This window comes from Streptomyces pluripotens, assembly GCF_000802245.2.
In the GTDB taxonomy this organism is placed as follows: domain Bacteria; phylum Actinomycetota; class Actinomycetes; order Streptomycetales; family Streptomycetaceae; genus Streptomyces; species Streptomyces pluripotens.
This window is the reverse complement of sequence record NZ_CP021080.1, coordinates 2,495,449-2,513,583: the sequence shown is the minus strand read 5'-3', so window position 1 is coordinate 2,513,583 and position 18,135 is coordinate 2,495,449. Positions and strand designations below refer to the sequence as shown.

The 18,135-nt window shown below is 71.0% G+C and carries 16 protein-coding genes and 1 tRNA gene; 4 read left to right on the top strand and 13 right to left on the bottom strand.

The features are described 5' to 3' along the window. Positions 1 to 8: 8 nt before the first annotated feature. The 3 genes from LK06_RS11145 to LK06_RS11135 are packed head-to-tail and all read right to left on the bottom strand — an operon-like array spanning position 9 to position 2,610. Entirely contained in the window at positions 9 to 971 is a 963-nt protein-coding gene (locus LK06_RS11145; RefSeq protein ID WP_052270107.1) for an ABC transporter ATP-binding protein, read from the bottom strand. Between the two features lie 24 nt (positions 972 to 995). Beyond that, positions 996 to 1,772: an ABC transporter permease gene (locus LK06_RS11140; RefSeq protein ID WP_086083673.1), complete on the bottom strand. Its 777-nt coding sequence runs from the start codon at positions 1,770 to 1,772 to the stop codon at positions 996 to 998. Positions 1,773 to 1,809: 37 nt separating this feature from the next. Beyond that, positions 1,810 to 2,610 carry an ABC transporter permease gene (locus tag LK06_RS11135; RefSeq protein WP_039654874.1) on the bottom strand — a complete coding sequence of 267 codons (801 nt, stop codon included), beginning with the start codon at positions 2,608 to 2,610 and terminating at the stop codon, positions 1,810 to 1,812. Between the two features lie 1,348 nt (positions 2,611 to 3,958). Here LK06_RS11135 and LK06_RS11130 point away from each other — a divergent pair. Continuing rightward, positions 3,959 to 6,424, top strand: coding sequence for a transglycosylase domain-containing protein (locus LK06_RS11130; protein WP_275673842.1), 2,466 nt, complete (start codon positions 3,959 to 3,961; stop codon positions 6,422 to 6,424). Positions 6,425 to 6,631: 207 nt separating this feature from the next. Here the strand turns inward: LK06_RS11130 and LK06_RS11125 are convergent, their stop codons facing one another. Together LK06_RS11125 and LK06_RS11120 are read right to left on the bottom strand one after the other, a co-directional pair. Next, positions 6,632 to 6,991: a GroES family chaperonin gene (locus LK06_RS11125; protein WP_039657929.1), complete on the bottom strand. Its 360-nt coding sequence runs from the start codon at positions 6,989 to 6,991 to the stop codon at positions 6,632 to 6,634. Between the two features lie 76 nt (positions 6,992 to 7,067). Further along, positions 7,068 to 7,397: a DUF3618 domain-containing protein gene (locus LK06_RS11120; RefSeq protein ID WP_039657927.1), complete on the bottom strand. Its 330-nt coding sequence runs from the start codon at positions 7,395 to 7,397 to the stop codon at positions 7,068 to 7,070. A gap of 100 nt (positions 7,398 to 7,497) precedes the next feature. Here LK06_RS11120 and bcp point away from each other — a divergent pair, with 100 nt between their 5' ends. Further along, positions 7,498 to 7,965: a thioredoxin-dependent thiol peroxidase gene (gene bcp, locus LK06_RS11115; RefSeq protein WP_039657925.1), complete on the top strand. Its 468-nt coding sequence runs from the start codon at positions 7,498 to 7,500 to the stop codon at positions 7,963 to 7,965. A 39-nt stretch (positions 7,966 to 8,004) separates the two neighbouring features. Continuing rightward, positions 8,005 to 8,091: transfer RNA gene (locus tag LK06_RS11110), tRNA-Leu, on the top strand. Positions 8,092 to 8,095: 4 nt separating this feature from the next. On the opposite strand, the gene rdgB is transcribed toward LK06_RS11110, so the two are convergent. Together rdgB and LK06_RS11100 are read right to left on the bottom strand one after the other, a co-directional pair. Further along, complete coding sequence (rdgB, locus tag LK06_RS11105; RefSeq protein WP_039657923.1) at positions 8,096 to 8,698, bottom strand: RdgB/HAM1 family non-canonical purine NTP pyrophosphatase; 603 nt, start codon at positions 8,696 to 8,698, stop codon at positions 8,096 to 8,098. Next, on the bottom strand, positions 8,695 to 10,044 hold the full coding sequence (locus LK06_RS11100; RefSeq protein ID WP_052270335.1) for an SGNH/GDSL hydrolase family protein: 1,350 nt from the start codon (positions 10,042 to 10,044) through the stop codon (positions 8,695 to 8,697). The genes rdgB and LK06_RS11100 overlap by 4 nt, the downstream gene beginning before the upstream one ends. 336 nt (positions 10,045 to 10,380) lie before the next feature. On the opposite strand from LK06_RS11100, the gene LK06_RS11095 reads away from it, so the two are divergent. Next, positions 10,381 to 11,643 (top strand): DUF445 domain-containing protein, encoded by a 1,263-nt coding sequence (locus tag LK06_RS11095; RefSeq protein ID WP_039657921.1) that lies wholly within the window; start codon positions 10,381 to 10,383, stop codon positions 11,641 to 11,643. A 135-nt stretch (positions 11,644 to 11,778) separates the two neighbouring features. On the opposite strand, the gene LK06_RS11090 is transcribed toward LK06_RS11095, so the two are convergent. The 6 genes from LK06_RS11090 to LK06_RS11065 all read right to left on the bottom strand — a co-directional run bounded on the left by LK06_RS11090 (position 11,779) and on the right by LK06_RS11065 (position 18,039). Further along, complete coding sequence (locus tag LK06_RS11090; protein WP_039657919.1) at positions 11,779 to 12,228, bottom strand: hypothetical protein; 450 nt, start codon at positions 12,226 to 12,228, stop codon at positions 11,779 to 11,781. A gap of 373 nt (positions 12,229 to 12,601) precedes the next feature. Further along, a complete protein-coding gene (locus LK06_RS11085) occupies positions 12,602 to 12,904 on the bottom strand; it encodes a hypothetical protein (RefSeq protein WP_039657917.1) in 303 nt (100 codons plus the stop codon). Between the two features lie 236 nt (positions 12,905 to 13,140). Further along, entirely contained in the window at positions 13,141 to 14,163 is a 1,023-nt protein-coding gene (locus tag LK06_RS11080; RefSeq protein WP_039657916.1) for a hypothetical protein, read from the bottom strand. A gap of 207 nt (positions 14,164 to 14,370) precedes the next feature. Continuing rightward, the gene (locus LK06_RS11075) at positions 14,371 to 16,680 is read right to left on the bottom strand and encodes an ABC transporter permease (protein ID WP_039649372.1); all 2,310 of its coding nucleotides are present in this window, start codon (positions 16,678 to 16,680) and stop codon (positions 14,371 to 14,373) included. Then, complete coding sequence (locus LK06_RS11070; RefSeq protein WP_039649370.1) at positions 16,680 to 17,372, bottom strand: ABC transporter ATP-binding protein; 693 nt, start codon at positions 17,370 to 17,372, stop codon at positions 16,680 to 16,682. The genes LK06_RS11075 and LK06_RS11070 overlap by 1 nt, the downstream gene beginning before the upstream one ends. Continuing rightward, on the bottom strand, positions 17,362 to 18,039 hold the full coding sequence (locus LK06_RS11065) for a TetR/AcrR family transcriptional regulator (RefSeq protein WP_039649368.1): 678 nt from the start codon (positions 18,037 to 18,039) through the stop codon (positions 17,362 to 17,364). Before LK06_RS11065 ends, LK06_RS11070 begins: the two co-directional genes overlap by 11 nt. Positions 18,040 to 18,135 lie beyond the last annotated feature (96 nt).

Below are 18,135 nucleotides of genomic sequence, written 5' to 3'. Positions count from 1 at the left end.
AGAGCAGCCTACGAGACCGTCTTCCCGGCGTACATCTTGGCGATGACGGCCTCGATGTCCGGTTCCCGCACCGACAGGTCCACCAGCGGATACGTGTTCGCGAGATACGCGACGACCGGTGCCGCCGACCGACCCGCCGGGAACGCCAGCCACTGCCGCGGCCCCTCCACCCGCACCACCCGGACCGAGGGCACCTCGACGGGGGGCAGCTCCCGCTCCAGGTCCACCACCACGGTCCGCTCGCTCTCCCCGGTTTCGTGCAACCCCGTGAGCGGCCCGTCGTACATCAGCCGCCCGTGGTCGATCACCATCACCCGGGAACACAACTGCTCGATGTCCTGCAGATCGTGCGTGGTCAGCAGCACGGTCGTACCGCGCTCGACGTTCAACTCCTTGAGAAAACCCCGTACCTTCGCTTTCGACACCACGTCCAGACCGATGGTCGGTTCGTCCAGGTACAGCACCTCCGGGTCGTGCAGCAGCGCCGCGGCGATGTCCCCGCGCATCCGCTGTCCCAACGACAGTTGCCGCACCGGAACGTCCAACAGGTCACCCAGGTCGAGCAGTTCCACCAGGCGGGCCAGGTTCTCCCGGTAACGGGTGTCCGGGATGCGGTACATGCGGTGCGCCAGCCGGTAGGAGTCGATCAGCGGCAGGTCCCACCACAGAGTGGTCCGCTGCCCGAACACCACGCCGATGCGGTGCGCCAGCCGTGTGCGCTCCCGTGAGGGATCGATGCCCGCCACCCGCAGCCGGCCCGCGCTCGGTGTCAGAATGCCGGTCAGCATCTTGATCGTCGTCGATTTCCCGGCGCCGTTGGGTCCGATGTACCCGACCATCTCCCCGCGCGCCACGGTGAACGACAGCGTGTCCACTGCCCGCACCTGATGCCGTTCCCGCCTGAGGAACCCCGTCTTCCTGCGTACCGAGAAGACCTTCTCGACTCTCTCCAGCGCGATGAAGCCCTCCATGGATGATCCGCCGTCCGTCACCTGCTAGCTCCCTGTGCTCCGATACGAACGAAGTCCCGCCCGCCAGGCCAGCCCGGCCAACGCACAGCACCCCACCGCCACCAGCGGGGGTGTGAACGCCACCCACTCCGGCAACCCCAGCGGATACGGACGCCCCAGCACGAAGGCCGCGGGCAGCCAGTTGACGAAGGCCAACGGCAGCACGAACGTCACCCCGCGCACCAACTCCTTCGCGAACACCGTCGGCGGATACTGCAACAGCGTCGTACCGCCGTAGGTGAAGGCGTTCTGCACTTCCGAGGCGTCCTGCGCCAGGAACTGGAAAGCCGCTCCCGCCACGAACACCGAGCAGAAGATCCCGCAGCCGCTCACCACCGTCACCGGTAGCAGCAGCAGCTTCAGCGGCGTCCAGTCGATGTCGAGTCGGACCACCGCCCAGGCCGTCACCAGCCCGGCCTGCGTCACCCGGCCCAGCCGCCGCAGCGCGAACCGGTCGGCCGCCACCTGCGCCAGCACCGGCGCGGGACGCACCAGCAGGGTGTCCAGGGTTCCGTCGCGCACCCGCCGCCCCAGCCGCTCCGTCGACCCGATCACCAGGTCGGCCAGCCCGAACGCGGTACCCGACAGCCCGTACAGGAAGGCCACCTCGGGCAGCGGCCAACCGCCCAGAGCGTCCACCCGGGAGAACATCAGCATGATCGCGACGAAGTCGAGGAAGGTCGCCGCGAAGCTCCCGAACGCGGTCATCAGGAAAGAGGCCCGGTACGCCATCGTGGACCGGATCCACATTCCGGCGATCATCCGGTACGTCCGCACGCCGTCGGCCAGCCGTCCGCCGTTACCCACCCTGGATCACCAGCCGCCGTGTCCCCGCCGACTGCATCAGCCGCCCGGCGCCCAGCAGCACGACAGCCCACGCCCCCTGGAAGGCATAGGTGCCGAGCGGGTCCGCGTTTCCGAGCAGGATGTCGGCCGGAGCCTGGAGCAGTGCGGACCACGGCAGGACCCGCACGACCTCACCGAGCGCCCCCGGGAAGACGTTCAGCGGAAGGAGCATGCCCGAGCAGAAGTACCCGGCGATCCACGAGATCTGCATCACACCTTGACCGTCCAGTAACCAGAACGCGCTCAGCGCCAGCAGGAAGCGAATCCCGAACCCGACGACCATCGCCAGCAGGACGGCGACGGAGAAGGCGACCCACGTACCGGGGTCGGTGGGCAGGTACACCGGAAAGCACAGGGCGCCGAAGAGGAAAGGGACCACCCCCCGACCCAGCAACTGGAAGGACGCCCGCCCCAGGTCCGTCGCCAGCCACCACATCTGCAGGTCGGCGGGACGGTACAGGTCGATGGCCACGTCCCCCGTACGGATGCGTTCCATCAACTCGCCCTCGACGCCCCCACCACCGATCGCGAGTGTCGAAAGGAACGCCTGCCCCAGCCACACGTACGTCACGACCTGCGCCTGGTCCCACCCGCCAAGGTGTGGCTTCTCGTCCCACAGCGCGCGATACGTGTATACGAGAATCAGCCCGAAGACCGTGTTGGTGAAGACCCCTGCCGCAGTGGCGGCCCGATACGTCGCGTACCGTCTGAATCCCCCTGCCGCGACGGCCGCGTACAACCGTCCCGCGCCCACGCCAGTCGACCTCCTCGGATGCTCGACACCGAAGCGCAGGAGCCTAGTACCGGGGACCGGCGGCCGGCGACGCTTTTTCTGCCGGAAGCGTGCCGGAATCCGGGAACGGAACGCCAGGTGCGAGAGTCTTCAACCAGGGGGCGCAGAAGCGTAGGGGCGTACGGGGACGTACGACGCGAAACAGGAGTCCGTGCACGACATGAGCGACGAGCCGCAGCCGCAGCAGCCGATCGAAGGCGGGGCACCGAAAAGGCCGCTGTCGACTGAAGGGCCCGGTACCCGGGGCGGGCGCGAGGAGACGGCCGCCGAAACGGGCGAGGGGGTGAGAGAAGCCGTGGACGCAGGCCGGCGGGCCGAGTCCGGTACGGCGGGCAAGTCGGCCGGAACCGTGCAAGCGGGCACGGCCCGGGCCGACGGGACGGCCGCGGGCGCCGAACGGACGGACGAGGCCGACGGTCCCCGGACCGGCGGTCCCCGTGGCAGTGGGGCCAGGCGGGCCCAGGAGGACCGGACGGATACCCGGATGGCGTTCCGCGGCGCCGCGGCGCCGCGAGCCGCTTCGCCGACCGGTGGTGCTCCGGACACCGGTCGGGCTCCTGCGGCTGGTAGTGGTTCCGCTCCCCGAGGGGCCACGGCGGCCGGCGCGGGTATCTCCTCCGCCGGCGGCGGTGTCTCCGGGGAATCCGGCGGCACCGGGAAGCCCCGGGCCCCGGGGGCACCTGACGGCTCCGGCAGGCCGCGGGACGAGCGGACGTCCGCCCGTTCCGGGAAGTCGCGGGACGAGGAGACGTCCGCCCGTTCCGGTGCGCCTCAGGACGAGGGGACGCAGTCCGGCCCCGGGACGTCACAGGCCTCTGGAGCCCCGTCCGGGGCTGAGCAGCCGCAGTCGGGTGAGAGCACCCAGATCCTCAGGCGTATCACTCCGCCGAAGGCTTCCCGGGCGTCCCGGTCCGCTTCCGAGCGGTCAGCCCAGCCGGGCGGGTCGGAGACCGGAGCGGCGCAGGGCTCCGGGGAGACCGGGGCCCCGGAGACCACCCAGGTGCTCCGGCGCATCACCGCGCCCCGGCCGGCGGAATCCGGTGGCGTCGCCCAGGCCGCGAGTTCCCCGGCGGACGAGCCGCACCCCACCGGGGGCGCTTCCCGTACCCCCCGCGGGGCCGGGCAGCCCCCGGCCGCCGGTGCTCCCCGAGCGGCGGGCGCGGCGGGAGCCGCCGCCGCGGGCGGGGCATCCCAGGCAGCCACTCCCGGTGCAGTTGGCGCAGCGGGTGCGGCGGGTGCAGCGGGCGCGGTCGGCACCGGTGACCGCTCCGGCACGGGCACGGAACCCGCCGATACGGACACCACCGTCCTGGCCGTCACCCCGGCCGCCGCCCCGGCCGTCACCCCCGCAGACGGCGGGAACGCCGCAGGCGCGGGCAAGGCCGGGAAGTCGAAACGGCCCAAGCGCAAGCGCACCGGTTGGCGACGACTCGTCCCCACCTGGCGCATGGTGCTCGGCACCTTCATCATCGGGGTGATGCTGCTCATCGGGCTGTTCTTCCTCGGCTACTCGATGGTCCCGATCCCGCCGGCCAACGCCCTCGCCACCAAGCAGAGCAACGTCTACCTCTACGCCGACGGCTCCCAGCTGGCCCGCGACGGCAAGGTCAACCGCGAGAACGTCAGCCTCGCCCAGGTCTCCAAGGATGCCCAGCGCGCCGTGTTGGCCGCCGAGGACCGCGACTTCTACACCGAGTCGGCCGTCGACCCCAAGGCGATGGTCCGCGCCGCCTGGAACACCGCGACCGGCAAGGGCAAGCAGTCCGGCTCCACGATCACCCAGCAGTACGTGAAGAACTACTACCTGGCCCAGGAGCAGACGCTCACCCGCAAGGCCAAGGAGTTCTTCATCTCCATCAAGCTGGACCGCAACAAGTCCAAGGACCAGATCCTCGAGGGCTACCTCAACACCGTCTACTTCGGCCGCAACGCCTACGGCATCCAGGCCGCCGCCCAGGCCTACTACAACATGGACGCCGCCGACCTCGACCCGGCACGTGCCGCCTACCTCGCCGCGCTCGTCAACGCGCCGAGCGAGTACGACGTCGTCGCCCACCCGGAGAACAAGAAGGCGGCCATCGCCCGCTGGAACTACGTTCTGGACGGCATGGTCAAGAAGGGCTGGCTCAGCGAGTCCAAGCGCGCCGGCATGAAGTTCCCCATGCCGAAGGAGCAGACGATCTCCACCGGCATGTCCGGCCAGCGCGGATACCTCGTGGAGGCGGTCAAGGACTACATCACCGAGAACGGCATCCTCACCAAGGACCAGCTGCAGACGGGTGGCTACCGCATCACCACCACCTTCCAGAAGGACAAGGAGGACGCCTTCGTCAAGGCGGTTGACGATCAGCTGATCTCCAAGTTGGACAAGAAGAACCACCCGGCCGACAAGTACGTCCGCGCCGGCGGCGCCTCCGTCGACCCCAAGACCGGCAAGGTCGTCGCCATGTACGGCGGCATCGACTACGTGCAGCAGTACACCAACGGCGCCACCCGCGGAGATTTCCAGGTCGGCTCGACGTTCAAGCCGTTCGTGTTCACGTCCGCGGTGCAGAACGGCTCGACCACCCAGGACGGCCGGAACATCACCCCGGGCACGGTCTACGACGGCACTAACAAGCGGCTCGTCGAGGGCTGGAGCGGCACCCCCTACGGCCCGGAGAACGAGGACCAGAGGTCGTACGGCCCGATCACCGTGCGCAAGGCCACCGACCTGTCGGTGAACTCCGTCTACGCGCAGATGGCCGCCGACGTCGGCCCCACCAAGGTCAAACAGACCGCGATCGCCCTCGGCATCCCGGCTGACACCAAGGAGTTCTACCCGTCCCCGTCCATGGCGCTCGGCACCGCCAACGCCAGCGTCCTGGACATGGCGGAGGCGTACGCGACGCTCGCCAACCACGGCAGGCACGGCACGTACACGATGGTCGAGAAGATCTCCAAGGCCGGTACGGACCAGATCAGGCTGCCCGAACTGACGGTCAGGCAGGCCGTCACCCGCGAGGCCGCCGACACCACCACGTCCATGCTGCAGAGCGTGGTCGAGACCGGCACCGCCACGGCCGCGCAGGCCGTGGGCCGTCCGGCGGCCGGCAAGACTGGTACCGCCGAGAACGACAAGGCCGCTTGGTTCGCCGGCTACACCCCGGACCTGGCGACGGTGGTCTCCGTCATGGGCCAGGACCCGGTGACGGCCAGGCACATGCCGCTCTACCACACGCTCGGCCAGTTCCGGATGAACGGTGGCGGCCCGCCCACCCAGATCTGGACCCAGTACACGCGTGCGGCGCTCAAGGGCAAGCCGGCCGCCAACTTCGACCTCGAACTCCAGCCGGGCGCCGACCAGGTCCAGGAACTCCCCAGCGCCAGTCCCTCGGACCAGCCCAGCACGGGAGGCCAGGACAACGGTGGCACCACCACCGACGGCGGTCAGGACAACGGCGGTACCACCGCCACCCCGACCGACGGCGGAGCCACCGGCACCCCCACCGACGGCGGCGCGACCGATGCCGGTACGACCGCCGGCGGGACGACCGGCGCCGGGACCACGGGCGGCGACACGACCGCCGGCGGGACCACGGGGGCCGGCACCACGGACGGCGGCACGACCACCGGGGGCACCGGAACGACCACCGGGTCCACCACCGGCGGGGGCATCATCGGCGGCTCCACCGATGCCGGCAGCACCGCGGGTTCCGGTGGTACCACCGGCAGCACCGCGGGTTCCGGTGGTACCACCGGAACCAGTGGTGGCACAGGCACCGGAGGCCTGTAGCCGACCGGCCGGCGTCCCGTCGGACGCCGGCCGCACGTCAGTGACCGCTGGTCGCCTTCAGCCCCACCACGGCGACAGCGGAAGTCCTACGAAATGACCGAGAGGGCCGGTGACCATGGTCACCGGCCCTCTCGTCCGGAGGATCAGAGGCGATTCGCCGATGGATCAGGACGGATCGGGGTGGATCGGGGATGAGCCGCAGGCGGTTCAGAGATACAGCCCCGTGGAGTCCTCCGACCCCTCGAACCGGTCCGCCGCAACGGCGTGCAGATCACGCTCGCGCATGAGCACGTACGCCACGCCTCGCACCTCGACCTCGGCCCGGTCCTCCGGGTCGAACAGGACCCGGTCGCCGGGCTCCACGGTCCGCACGTTCTGGCCGACCGCGACGACCTCGGCCCAGGCCAGCCGCCGACCGACCGCCGCGGTGGCGGGAATCAGAATGCCGCCCCCCGACCGTCGCTCGCCCTCACCGGTCTCCTGCTTGACCAGAACCCGGTCGTGCAGCATCCGAATGGGCAGCTTGTCGTGATGGGGGGTGCTGTGCTCGTTTCTGTTGGCGCTCACGCCTCGAACCTACCTGCCTCCGGCACGACTGCACGTGTCCGGGTCGCCGCTCTTCCCGCTTCTGACCGGTCCGTGTTCAGTCCTTGTGCTTGCGGGACCGGACGGCGAGCAGCCCCACGACGCCCACCACGACGAGCGCGACGGGCACGATCCGCTCCAGCCGGGGCGCCCCTTCCTCATCCACGAACCGTGCCCTCACCTCGCTCACAGCACGGTTCACCTGGACATACGCCCGGCCGACTGTGTGATCGACGTTGGCGACGACCTTGGCCTTCGCGTCCCCGACGATCGTCTTCGGGTGCACCCGCACCCCGATCTCGTCGAGTGTCTCGGCCAGCACTTCGCGGCGGCGCGTGATGTCCGCCTCGATCTGCGCCGGGGTTCTGGTGTCCGACGTGTCCGCCACCGTACGGCCTCCGAAGTCTGCCGAAGTCTGCTGCTGTTCCGAACAGTCTGTCAGCTCATGGCCGCACCGCACCGCAAGGCCCCCCGGTTACCCTGGCCCGATGAGCGAGCGACTCCAGCCGGGGGACGTGGCCCCCGCCTTCACCCTCCCCGACGCCGACGGCAACCAGGTGTCCCTGTCGGACCACAAGGGCCGCAAGGTCATCGTCTACTTCTACCCGGCCGCCCTGACCCCGGGCTGCACCAAGCAGGCCTGCGACTTCACCGACAACCTGCAGGTCCTGGCCTCGGCCGGCTACGACGTCATCGGTATCTCCCCCGACAAGCCGGAGAAGCTCGCGAAATTCCGCGAGAAGGAGTCCCTCAAGGTCACACTGCTGGCAGACCCCGACAAGGCGGTCCTGGAAGCCTACGGCGCCTTCGGCGAGAAGAAGCTCTACGGCAAGACGGTCGTCGGCGTCATCCGCTCCACGGTGATCGTGGACGAGGACGGCAAGGTCGAACGCGCCCTGTACAACGTCAAGGCCACCGGCCACGTGGCGAAGATCATCAAGGATCTGGGGATCTGAATCCGCTGCCCGGCCGCTAGCATGGCCGGGCAGCATCACGCGGCCGTGGTGGAATTGGCAGTCACGCTGGGTTTAGGTCCCAGTGGGGTAACTCCCGTGAGGGTTCGAGTCCCTCCGGCCGCACCAGGGTTCAGCCGAGCAGCTCCCGTACGACGGGTACCAGTGCCCGGAACGCCTTCCCCCGGTGGCTGATCGCGTTCTTCTCCGCGGGGCTCAACTCGGCGCACGTCCGGGTCTCGTCCTCCGGCTGCAGGACGGGGTCGTACCCGAAGCCGTTGGTGCCGGCCGGAGCGTGCCGCAGCGAACCCCTCAGCCGCCCCTCGACCACCCGCTGCGTGCCGTCCGGCAGCGCCAGCGCTGCCGCGCACGCGAAGTGCGCGCCCCGGTGTTCGTCCGCGATGTCGGAGAGCTGGGCCAGCAGTAGCTCCAGGTTGGCCCTGTCGTCGCCGTGGCGGCCGGCCCAGCGGGCGGAGAAGATGCCGGGGGCGCCGTTCAGGACGTCGACACAGAGGCCGGAATCGTCCGCGACGGCGGGCAGCCCGGTGGCCCGGGCCAGTGCGTGCGCCTTCAACAGGGCATTCTCGGCGAAGGTGAGGCCGGTCTCCTTGACGTCCGGGACGTCGGGGTAGGCGTCCGCACCGACGAGTTCGTGGGGCAGTCCGGCCTCGGCGAGGATCGCCCTCAGCTCGGTGATCTTTCCTGCGTTGCGGGTGGCGAGGATCAAGCGGGTCATGCCGCCAGTATTCCTGGCGCGCCCGGCAACGGTTCGACCTGCCCGCCGTCCTTCAGCACGCGCAGGTCGAACGCCGCGGCCATCGTGCGGTAACCCGGGTCGTTGGGGTGCAGATGGTCTCCGGAGTCGTATGCGGGGCGCAGCCGGCGGGGGTCGTGGGGGTCCCGGAGGGCTCGGTCGAAGTCGACGACAGCGTCGTACACGTGGCCGGCCCGGATCTGCGCGTTGACCCGCTGCCGTACCGCCTCCCGGGCCGGGGTGAAGCCGTGGTGGCCCCGGAAGGGGGTCAGGGTGGCGCCGATGGCCTTCAGGCCGCGGGCATGGGCCCGGCGGACGAGGGCGCGCAGGCCGGCCGTGATGCCGTCCGGGGCGGCGGGTTCCGGGCCGCGCAGGATGTCGTTGATGCCGAGGTCGATGACGACGACCTCGACGCCGGCGCGGGAGAGCACGTCGCGGCCGAAGCGGCCGAGGCCACTCTGGTTCCGGGCGGGCCGGCCGCGGCCGTCGGTGAGGAGCCGGTTGCCGCTGATTCCTTCGTTCACGACGCTGTAGCGGGGCAGGTGCCGCCCGTCCTCCAGGGCGCCGCGCAACCGGTCGGCGAAGAAGTCCGGCCAGCGGTGGTTTTCGTTGACGGTGGACGTGATGCCGTCGGTGATGGAGTCACCGAAGGCGACGACGGTACCGTCGGCCTCCTCCCCAAGGACGTCCAGGCCCGTCACATAGCGCCAGTACGGCGTCTGGCGGGTGTAGGGAGCGCCGGTGGTGTCCTCGGTGTGGTCACCGACGGCGATGTAGGAGACCTGTTGGGCGCGCGGGTGGTAGGTGACGGGGCCGGACGGCGTGGGGGAGTAGGTGGTGACCAGGACGCCGCTGTCGTGCGGGATGGTGAGACGTACGGCGTCGCTCACGGCCTGGGCGCCGGCCGGGATGATGACGGTGGTGCTGCCGGCGAAGGTGAGACGCCGCATCGTCGCGGCCCCGGCGGAGGCGGTGCCGTCACCGGCCGGGAGCGCGAGGGAGGCGTGGGTGATGGTCAGCGGCGACCGGCCGTAGAGATTGGACAGGGTGATCCGGGCGCTCTTCCCGCCGGCACTCGCGTGAACGACGTTGCGGACCGAGTGGCCCGCCATCCCGTTGGCCTCGGTGCCCGGTTCACCGCCGACGGGGGCGGCGGCCCAGGCGCCCACCCAGGTGCCGGCGGCCGATGAGTCGTGTCGGGGGTGGCTGCCCATGCGGATGCGGCGGGTGCCGCCGGTAGTGGCCACGGTGACGTAGACGGCGGCGGACAGAGCCACGACCAGCGCGACGAGCGTGCCCAGTACGGCACGACCATGATGCTTGGCCATGTTTGTACGGTTCCCCTCAGGAGATGGGAGTCCGGGGCTCGACGCTGCTGAGCTCATGATGCGTCATGGGCGGCTTGTCGGCTCTGGGGAAGTTCTTCCGCAGTGCTGTCCTGTTCGTGTTCTCGTCCGGACGGTGGCCGGGAACTCCTGTCCCCTCCCGGGAGTAGGACGGGAGGGGACAATTGTGTGCGGGAGCACCGACGGGTGGAGCTGAGGGAACCGGAGCTGATGGAACCTACGCAGACGGGGACACCGCGGACGGACGTGCCGGGGGCGGGGGCGGCGCGGACGGGCGCACCGGGGGCGGGAACCGGCCGGGGCACCTCGTACCGGACCATGACGGCCTTCACCCCGGCCGACGAGGAGCGCCGTCGCGGGGTACGGCACATGAAGCTGACGGCCACGGGTCTGTTGCTGTTCGTGGCATTGGTCTATGTCCTGGCCAAGACCGCCTCGCACGGGGGCGCGGGGGCGTGGGCGGACTATGTGGCCGCGGCGGCCGAGGCAGGCATGGTGGGCGCGCTCGCCGACTGGTTCGCGGTCACGGCACTCTTCCGGCACCCGCTGGGGCTGCCCATTCCGCACACGGCGATCATTCCCACCAAGAAGGACCAGCTGGGTGTCTCGCTGGGCGAATTCGTCGGGGAGAATTTCCTCTCCCAGGACGTCGTACGGCAGCGGCTGCGCACGGTCGGCATCGGCAGCCGGCTGGGCGCCTGGCTGGCGGAGCCCGAGCACGCCGACCGGGTGACGGAGGAACTGGCCACCGCCCTCCGGGGAGCCCTGACGGTCCTGCGCGACTCCGATGTGCAGGCGGTCGTGGGCGAGGCGATCACGCGGCGGGCAGACGCCAAGGAGATCGCGCCCGGGATCGGCAAGATGTTGGAGAGGATCGTCGCCGACGGAGGGCATCGCCGGGGGGTGGACCTGGTGGTGGCCCGCGCGCACGACTGGCTGGTGTTGCACCGCGCGGACGTGATGGGTGCGGTGGAGGGCGGTGCGCCCGGCTGGACCCCGCGGTTCGTGGACAAGAGGGTCGGCGAGCGGGTCTACCGGGAATTGTTGCGGTTCGTCACCGAGATGCGGGACATGCCGTCCCACCCGGCGCGCGGCGCGCTGGACCGGTTCCTCACCGACTTCGCCTCCGACCTGCAGTCCGACACCGACACACGGGCACGGGTGGAGCGCCTCAAGGGCGAGGTGCTGGGCCGCGGCGAGGTGCAGGACCTGATCGCGTCCGCGTGGACCGCCGTGCGGTCCATGGTCGTGGCTGCGGCTGAGGACGAGCGCAGTGAGCTGCGGCAGCGGGTGCGGGTGGCGCTGCTGTCGCTGGGCCTGCGGATGGCGGAGGAGCCGAAGGTTCAGGAGAAGGTCGACAGCTGGGTGGAGGGCGCGGCGGTGCACGTCGTGACGACGTACCGCAAGGAGATCACCTCCCTGATCACGGACACCGTGGCGGGCTGGGACGCCGAGCACACCACCCGGAAGATCGAGGCGCACATCGGTCGCGACCTGCAGTTCATCCGCATCAACGGCACAGTGGTGGGATCACTGGCCGGCCTGGTGATCTACGCGGTATCGCGAGGTCTGGGCGCCTGACCGGGAGGGTGCTGCGGGGGTCGGCCCCGGGTCGGCTTCGCCGAACGGGGCTGCTCCTCCGCCCGCCGTCCCCCCGGTAGGGGGCGGTTTTCCGGCCGGGGGCAGCCCGTGAGCACGGCGGGAGACGTGTCGTGCTCACGCCCCGGTGGTGGAGCCGGGGCGCACGATCATCAGGACGGTCACGGCGGCCCACAGCAGGTTGAACAGGCCGGTGAACAGGGCGAGCCGCACGGTCTGCCCGGTCGTACCCCCGCCGTCCAACAGGGCGCCTTGGGCCGGGAGCACCCACGCGGCGAGGACGAGGGCGGCGAGGACGGTCAGCGCGATCGACACGATCAGCCAGGCGCTACCGAGCACGCCCATCGCGTCGGCGGTGGCGAACCCGAACGCGGGAACGGCGACACCGGCGACCGCGTACACCCGGCATATCCGGTGCAGCAGCCGGAGCGTGCCGGCAGCGCCGGTGTCGCCGGGTGCGGCGAGGGCCCGGCGCGCGGCGGGCGGGAACATGCTGGCGGCGACGGTGACGGGACCGACGGCGACGATCGCGGCGAGAACGTGGACGGCGAGCAGGAACTTGGTCACGGCGGCGACGGTAGGGCACGGGGCGATCGTGCAGAAGTGCGGGGGTTGCCCGGACCGGGGATTTCGCCACGCGCGGCGACGGGCGCCCGTCGCCGCACCTTGAGGTGCAGGTTGCGGGCGCCTTCACCGTACGGGCAGGGTCGTACGACACCGCTGCTCGGCCGTACCGGCCACGGGCGCGCAGCCCGGAATCTGCTGGAGACACCGCACACCCCGTGGAACCCTCGCCGCTCGGACCGGTTTCGACTCACCCGGGCCCTTCCGGGACTGCTTCCGGAAGGCCGGCCGAGCGAGATCGCAAGACGTTCCGGACGCGGGGAGGGCTCTGCCGCGGTCCCGGACGAGCCGTTGCGTATGCGAGGGGCGGCGCGGCTCAGACCTTGCGGTCGACGACGGCCCAGGAGGCCAGGGCGACCGCGCCTGCGACACCGAAGACGGAAGGCCAGGCGCCGACCTTCTTCGCCAGCGGGTGCGACCCGGCGAAGGCGGCGATGTAGGCGGCGGTCAGCGCACCGGCCGCCTTCCCGCCCGCCTGCTCGCGCCACTGCTGTGCCGCGGCGACGCCCGCGGCGGCCAGGACCGCCCCGCCGAGCTGCCGATTCTTCGTCCAGCGGGCAACGCCGTACCCACCGACGAGCCCGGTCGCGGCGATGACCGCGCTGGGGATCCTGGCCATGACTGCCTCCTGTGTCCCTTGTGGGCCTCTGCAGACCCCGAAGCCTGCCCTGAGGTTAACGCTCAGACGGTCGGCCTCACGCAGAGACGTCAACCGCCGCCGCGTCGCACACGGGGGGGCTGCCTCGCCTCAAGGGATGGCCACGACCCGTCCCGTCGACTCGACGCCCGCAGGGCCGGTGCACGAGCAGGCGACCGTGAGCCCCCCGGGGGGCTTTTCCGTTGCGCACCTCGCCCTCAGTGCCCGTGGCAGGCTTCGTACCCCTCGGCAGCCCCGCACCAGCATGCCGTCCCCCGCTGCGGCGGCCAGGTCACGGCCCGGCCCCGGGCCGCCAGTGTCGTCGCGTACTGCGGCAGCAGGGCCGGGTCCTCCGGCGACGTCCCCTCCGAGGCCGCGAACGCCTCGTAGGACGGGACCGTGCCCGTGACGATGCCGAGGTTGGCGGTGCCCGACGAGGACAGCTCGCGCAGCGAGGACTCTATGGCCGACAGGTGCTCGTTGTGGGAGGGGTACTCCCCGGACAGGGCCGGGTATGCCGTCAGGAGTTCCGCCAGTTCGGCGGCCGGCCAGTGGAGGACCGCCACCGGGAAGGGGCGGGAGAGGGCCTCTCGGTAGGCACCGAGTTCGGCTCGCAGGCGCGAGATCTCCGCCTGGAGTTCGGCAGGGTTGTCCGAGCCGAGGGACCAGACGCGTTTGGGGTCGTGGAGTTCGTCCAGGGAGACGGGGGACGAGTGGAGGGTGTCCGCCAGGGTGTCCCAATCGTCGTGCGGGAGACCCAGCATGCGGCGGACGCGGTGGCGGCCGTACAGGAGGGGGTGGGTGGAGTGCGGGGGCTCCGCGACGCCGGAGCCGGGGTCCGGCAGGAGCAGGGCCGCCGCCTCGGTGAAGGTCTCCGCCGCCGCCTCCAGTTCGTCGTGGGACTCCAGGGATTCGGCCACGATCACCCAGGGGGCAGGGTCCCTGGGGGCGGTGGTGCGGATGCCCTCGATGATCGCCTTCGCCTCCGCATCATGGCCGTACTCCCAGAGGTTGGAGGCCTTTAGGGCCCGGACCAGGGAAGGGCTGTCCAAGGATTCGGAGGTGGACAGCAGACGGTCGTAGAGCGCGGTGGCCGCGGGGCGGTCGCCGGACAGTTCCAGGTGGGCCGCCGCTCGCAGGAGCAGGGCCTCGGCGTCCTCGGGATACAGGCCGGAGGTTCGCTCCAGGCGTGCTGCTTCGGCGGTGTGGTCGACGTTCTCGGCAGACATGTCGGGGCGCATGGGGGACACCGTACTGCCGGGCGGCGTCAAAAGGTGAGGCGCGGAGGGGCGGGGAGGGGCAAGGAGGGGCGGGGAACGGCGGGTCGCTGTGTGCTCGGGCGCACATCCGTGCCGTCCTCCCTGCTGCCGGGCACGGTCCTGCACCCTCCGGTGCACGGCCGTGTCACCAGGACGTGGTGTCCCCTCGGCGCCCGCGCGGCCGTCGGACTAGCCGATGAGTCGTGCCCGGACGGCCGCGGCGATGTTGAGCCGCAGCACCTGTCGGGTGGAGTGCATCGCTGCCGCCACGGCCAGTGCCATGGCCAGGGCGATGGCGACGCCGAAGTCCGACGGCACGGGGTGCAGGCCGATGTGGAACCAGGCCTGTCCGATGGTGTCGGCGAGGGGCCAGGCGAGCAGGATCCCCGCGGGCACGGCCAGCGCACCGGCGATCAGCGTCTGCACGAGGGCCTCGGTGACCAGGATGGTCATGATGCGGGCACGGCCATAGCCGAGCGCGCGCAGGGTGGCGAACTCGCCCTGCCGGTCGAGCAGGGACAGCGCGAGGCTGGAGACCAGGAACAGCGCCCCGACGCCAAGGCTGATGGCGAGCAGCACATTGATGAGTCCGGTGAGTTCTCGTACCAGGTCGTGCATGCCGGCCCGGGCGGTGGCGAGGGTGCTGACGCGGCCGACGCCGGGGTGGGCACCCAGGGTGCGTGTGCTCGCCGGTGGCGCCTTCAGATAGAGCGCGTTGGCCTGGCCCGGTAGTCCGAGCAGCGCCGCGGCATCGGCGTACGGTGCGTACGTCTGACCCCCGGCGAGGGTTCGGGCGATGCCGGAGACGGTCATGGTCCGGGTTCCCGTCGAGGTGGTGACCTCGACCGGCCGCCCGGTGCGCAGCTTCAGGGAGGAAGCCGTCTGCTCGCTGAGCACGATCTGCCCGGCTGCGGGCAGACGCCCCGATGTGAGGTGGAGCCGCTGCAACCGGGGGGCTGCCGACAGCCCGACCAGAACGGTGTCCGTGCTGTGGTTGGGGGACCGCAGCACCCCCGGCCCTTTGGCGACCGGTTCAACGGCCGTGGCGCCCGCCTGCCGGGCCAGGGCCCTGGCCGCGGCAACGGTCTGCGGGTGCGTCAGACCGACGGCTGTCGTCCACCGCTGGCCGGCGAAGATCTCGTCCACCGACCGGTTGGTCGAGTCGATCAGCAGATTCAACGACGCGCCGAGTCCGATGGCCAGCGCGAGGCTGAGCACGGTAGCCACGCTGAGGACCGGCCGACGCGCCAGTGACCTGCTGGCGTAGCTGACCGCGGGACCCGTCGCGCCGGTTGCCCGGCGCAGCAGGCGCGGCGGTGCGAACCGTACGATCCGCTCGCCGCGCATCGCCTCGGCGGGCTGTAGACGCAACAGCATCCAGGCAGGCAGCACGGCTGCGGTGAGGGTCGCGCCGATCGCGACCGCGGCGGCCTGGCCCAGCAGGGCGGGGCTGAACGTGGCCACGGTGACGGGGAATCCCACGGCCGAGGCGTAGGTGTGGGCGACCAGACGGGCGACGCCGATGGTGACCCCGACCGCGAGCGCCGCGCCGGGCAGGGCGAGCGCTGCAGCGGGCAGCAGCGCGGTGGCCAGCACCGCGGGCCGACGGTACCCCATGGCCAGCATCGTGCCCAGCTCGCGGCGTTGCGCCTGGACGACGCGGCGCAGGCTCAGCCCGATGAGCAGGAAACCGACGGCGGCGAACACGCTGCCGACCACCGGAACGAACAGGGCGAAGCTGTGCAGATCGGCGTTGGTGAAGCGCAGGCTGTACTGCTCCTCGCGTGGTGTGACGCTGGCGACGGGCAGGCCCGCGGACAGCGTCTGGGCGGTGCTCGGCGAGGAGCGCGGCGGCAGGTTCAACACGAGGTCATTGACCTGTCCACCGGCGTCAAGGGCGGTCGCAAGCCCGTGCTCGGGCACGAAGACCACCGCCAGCGATCCCGGTTGCGGGATCAGGAACTCCGGGTTCGCGGTGGCGAGGAGGTATTCCGGGGAGCGGGCGAAACCGCGCACCCGCACCGGCAGATGGTGGCCACCCAGAGTGAGGTCGAGGGTGTCGCCGATCCGCAGGCCGGCCCGACGGGCGTATTCCGCTTCGACGACGGCGCCGCGCGGCTCGGTGTCGCTCAGCCCGTGTCCGCCGGTCACCGCGAGTCGGTCGAGGTGGGCTTGCGGGGACATGCCGACGACCTCGGCTGGTGCGCGATCGCCGCCGTGGACGGCGAGGCCGTCGACCACCAGCCGGGTCTCGGCCGCGGTGGCCGATGCCGCCGTGGCGCGGGCGGCCAAGGTCGCGCGAGGCACGGTCCGGCTGAGCCGGACGTCCAGGTCGGCGAGCGACTGGTCACGGTAGAAGGCGTCCCGGCTGGCCCGCACGTCGTGCAACGCGAGGCTGATCCCGCCGGCCGTCCCGATTCCGGCGCCGATGACCAGGACGAGCAGCAGCGCGCGTACTCCCATCGCGGCGACGTCGCGCACCGCCTTGCGCACCAACATCACGACTCCTGCCGTGCGTGGACGCGCCCGTGTTCGAGGCGGACGGACCGGTCGGCCGCGGTGCTCACCCCGGGGTCGTGGGTGACCAGGAGGATGCTGACCCCGGTGCTGTCCTTGAGCGTGCGCAGCAGGGCCATCACCTGCGCCCCGGAGTCCTCGTCCAGGTTGCCGGTGGGCTCGTCCGCGAGCACCAGCGCAGGATCTTTGGCCAACGCCCGTGCGAGGGCGACCCGCTGTTGCTCGCCGCCGGACAGTTGGGCCGGGAACTTGTCCATGGCATCGGCAAGTCCGACGTCGGCCAGCGCGTGCCGTGCTCGTCGGTCCGCGTCGCCGCGCCCCACGCCGGCCACGGTGAGGCCGGCCTGGACGTTCTCCACCGCGGTCAAGGTCGGCAGCAGGTTGTAGAACTGAAACACGAAGCCGACCGAACGGGCCCGATACTCGGTCAGCTGCTTGCGGTTGGCCCTGGTCAAGTCCAGACCGCACGAGCGCACGGTGCCGCTGTCGGCGCGATCCAACGCCCCGAGGATGTTCAACAGCGTGGTCTTGCCGCACCCGGACGGGCCGGTAACCGCCACCATCTCACCGTGATCGATGGTCAGTGAGACTCCGTCCAGGACCACTTGAGTGTGCTCACCGCCCCGGTACACCTTGCTCACCTGGTCGAGTGCGACCAGTGGCTCAGCCGCCATCACGCTCCCCCATCCCGCCCTTGCGGCGCTTGACCGGCGCCTGGTCGCGACCCGCGGCTGCCGTCCGCGCGGGCTGCCGGGCCCCGTTGAAGAACAGGTCCACCACGAGGTCGGGGATCTCCTCAAGCGCGGGCCAGGCTCCGGCCGAGCCCCAGTGCTGGGCGAGCGCCAGCAGACCCATACCGCTGAAGAGGAGCGCGAGTTCTTCCACCGGGCGGTCCGTCCGTACCTCGCCCGCGTCGGCCCCCTCCCGCAGTACCTGTACGGCACGGTCGGTGTAGGGAGCGGCGGCCTCGACCACCCGGCCGAAGAGGTTCGGGTCACCGCTGAACACCTCGTGCACGAAGACCCGCGCGAACGCCTCGTTCCCCGCCGCCCAGGCGACGTCCGCGCTGACCAGCGCGCGCAAGCGTTCGCGGGTCGGTGCTCCGGGACCGGGATCCTCGGCTTCGGTCACCGCTCGGTCGCACGCCTCCTGTACAACGGCCGCGAACAGCGCTTCCTTCGAGGGGAAGTAGTTGTAGATCGTGCCCTTGGCGTAACCCGCCTCCTGCGAGATCGTGTTGATGTTCGCACCGACGAGTCCGTCCCGCGCGAAGGCGACCGCAGCCGCCTCCAACAGGCGTGCTCGGGTCAACTCGCGCGTCTGTTCCGAGACCCGTGCCATGCTCGCCCCCCTCATATGGGTGACTGACCACCCACGGTACTCCCGGATCCCGCTCGGCGAGGAGTTGCCGGAGGCCGAGATTGTACGACCGACACC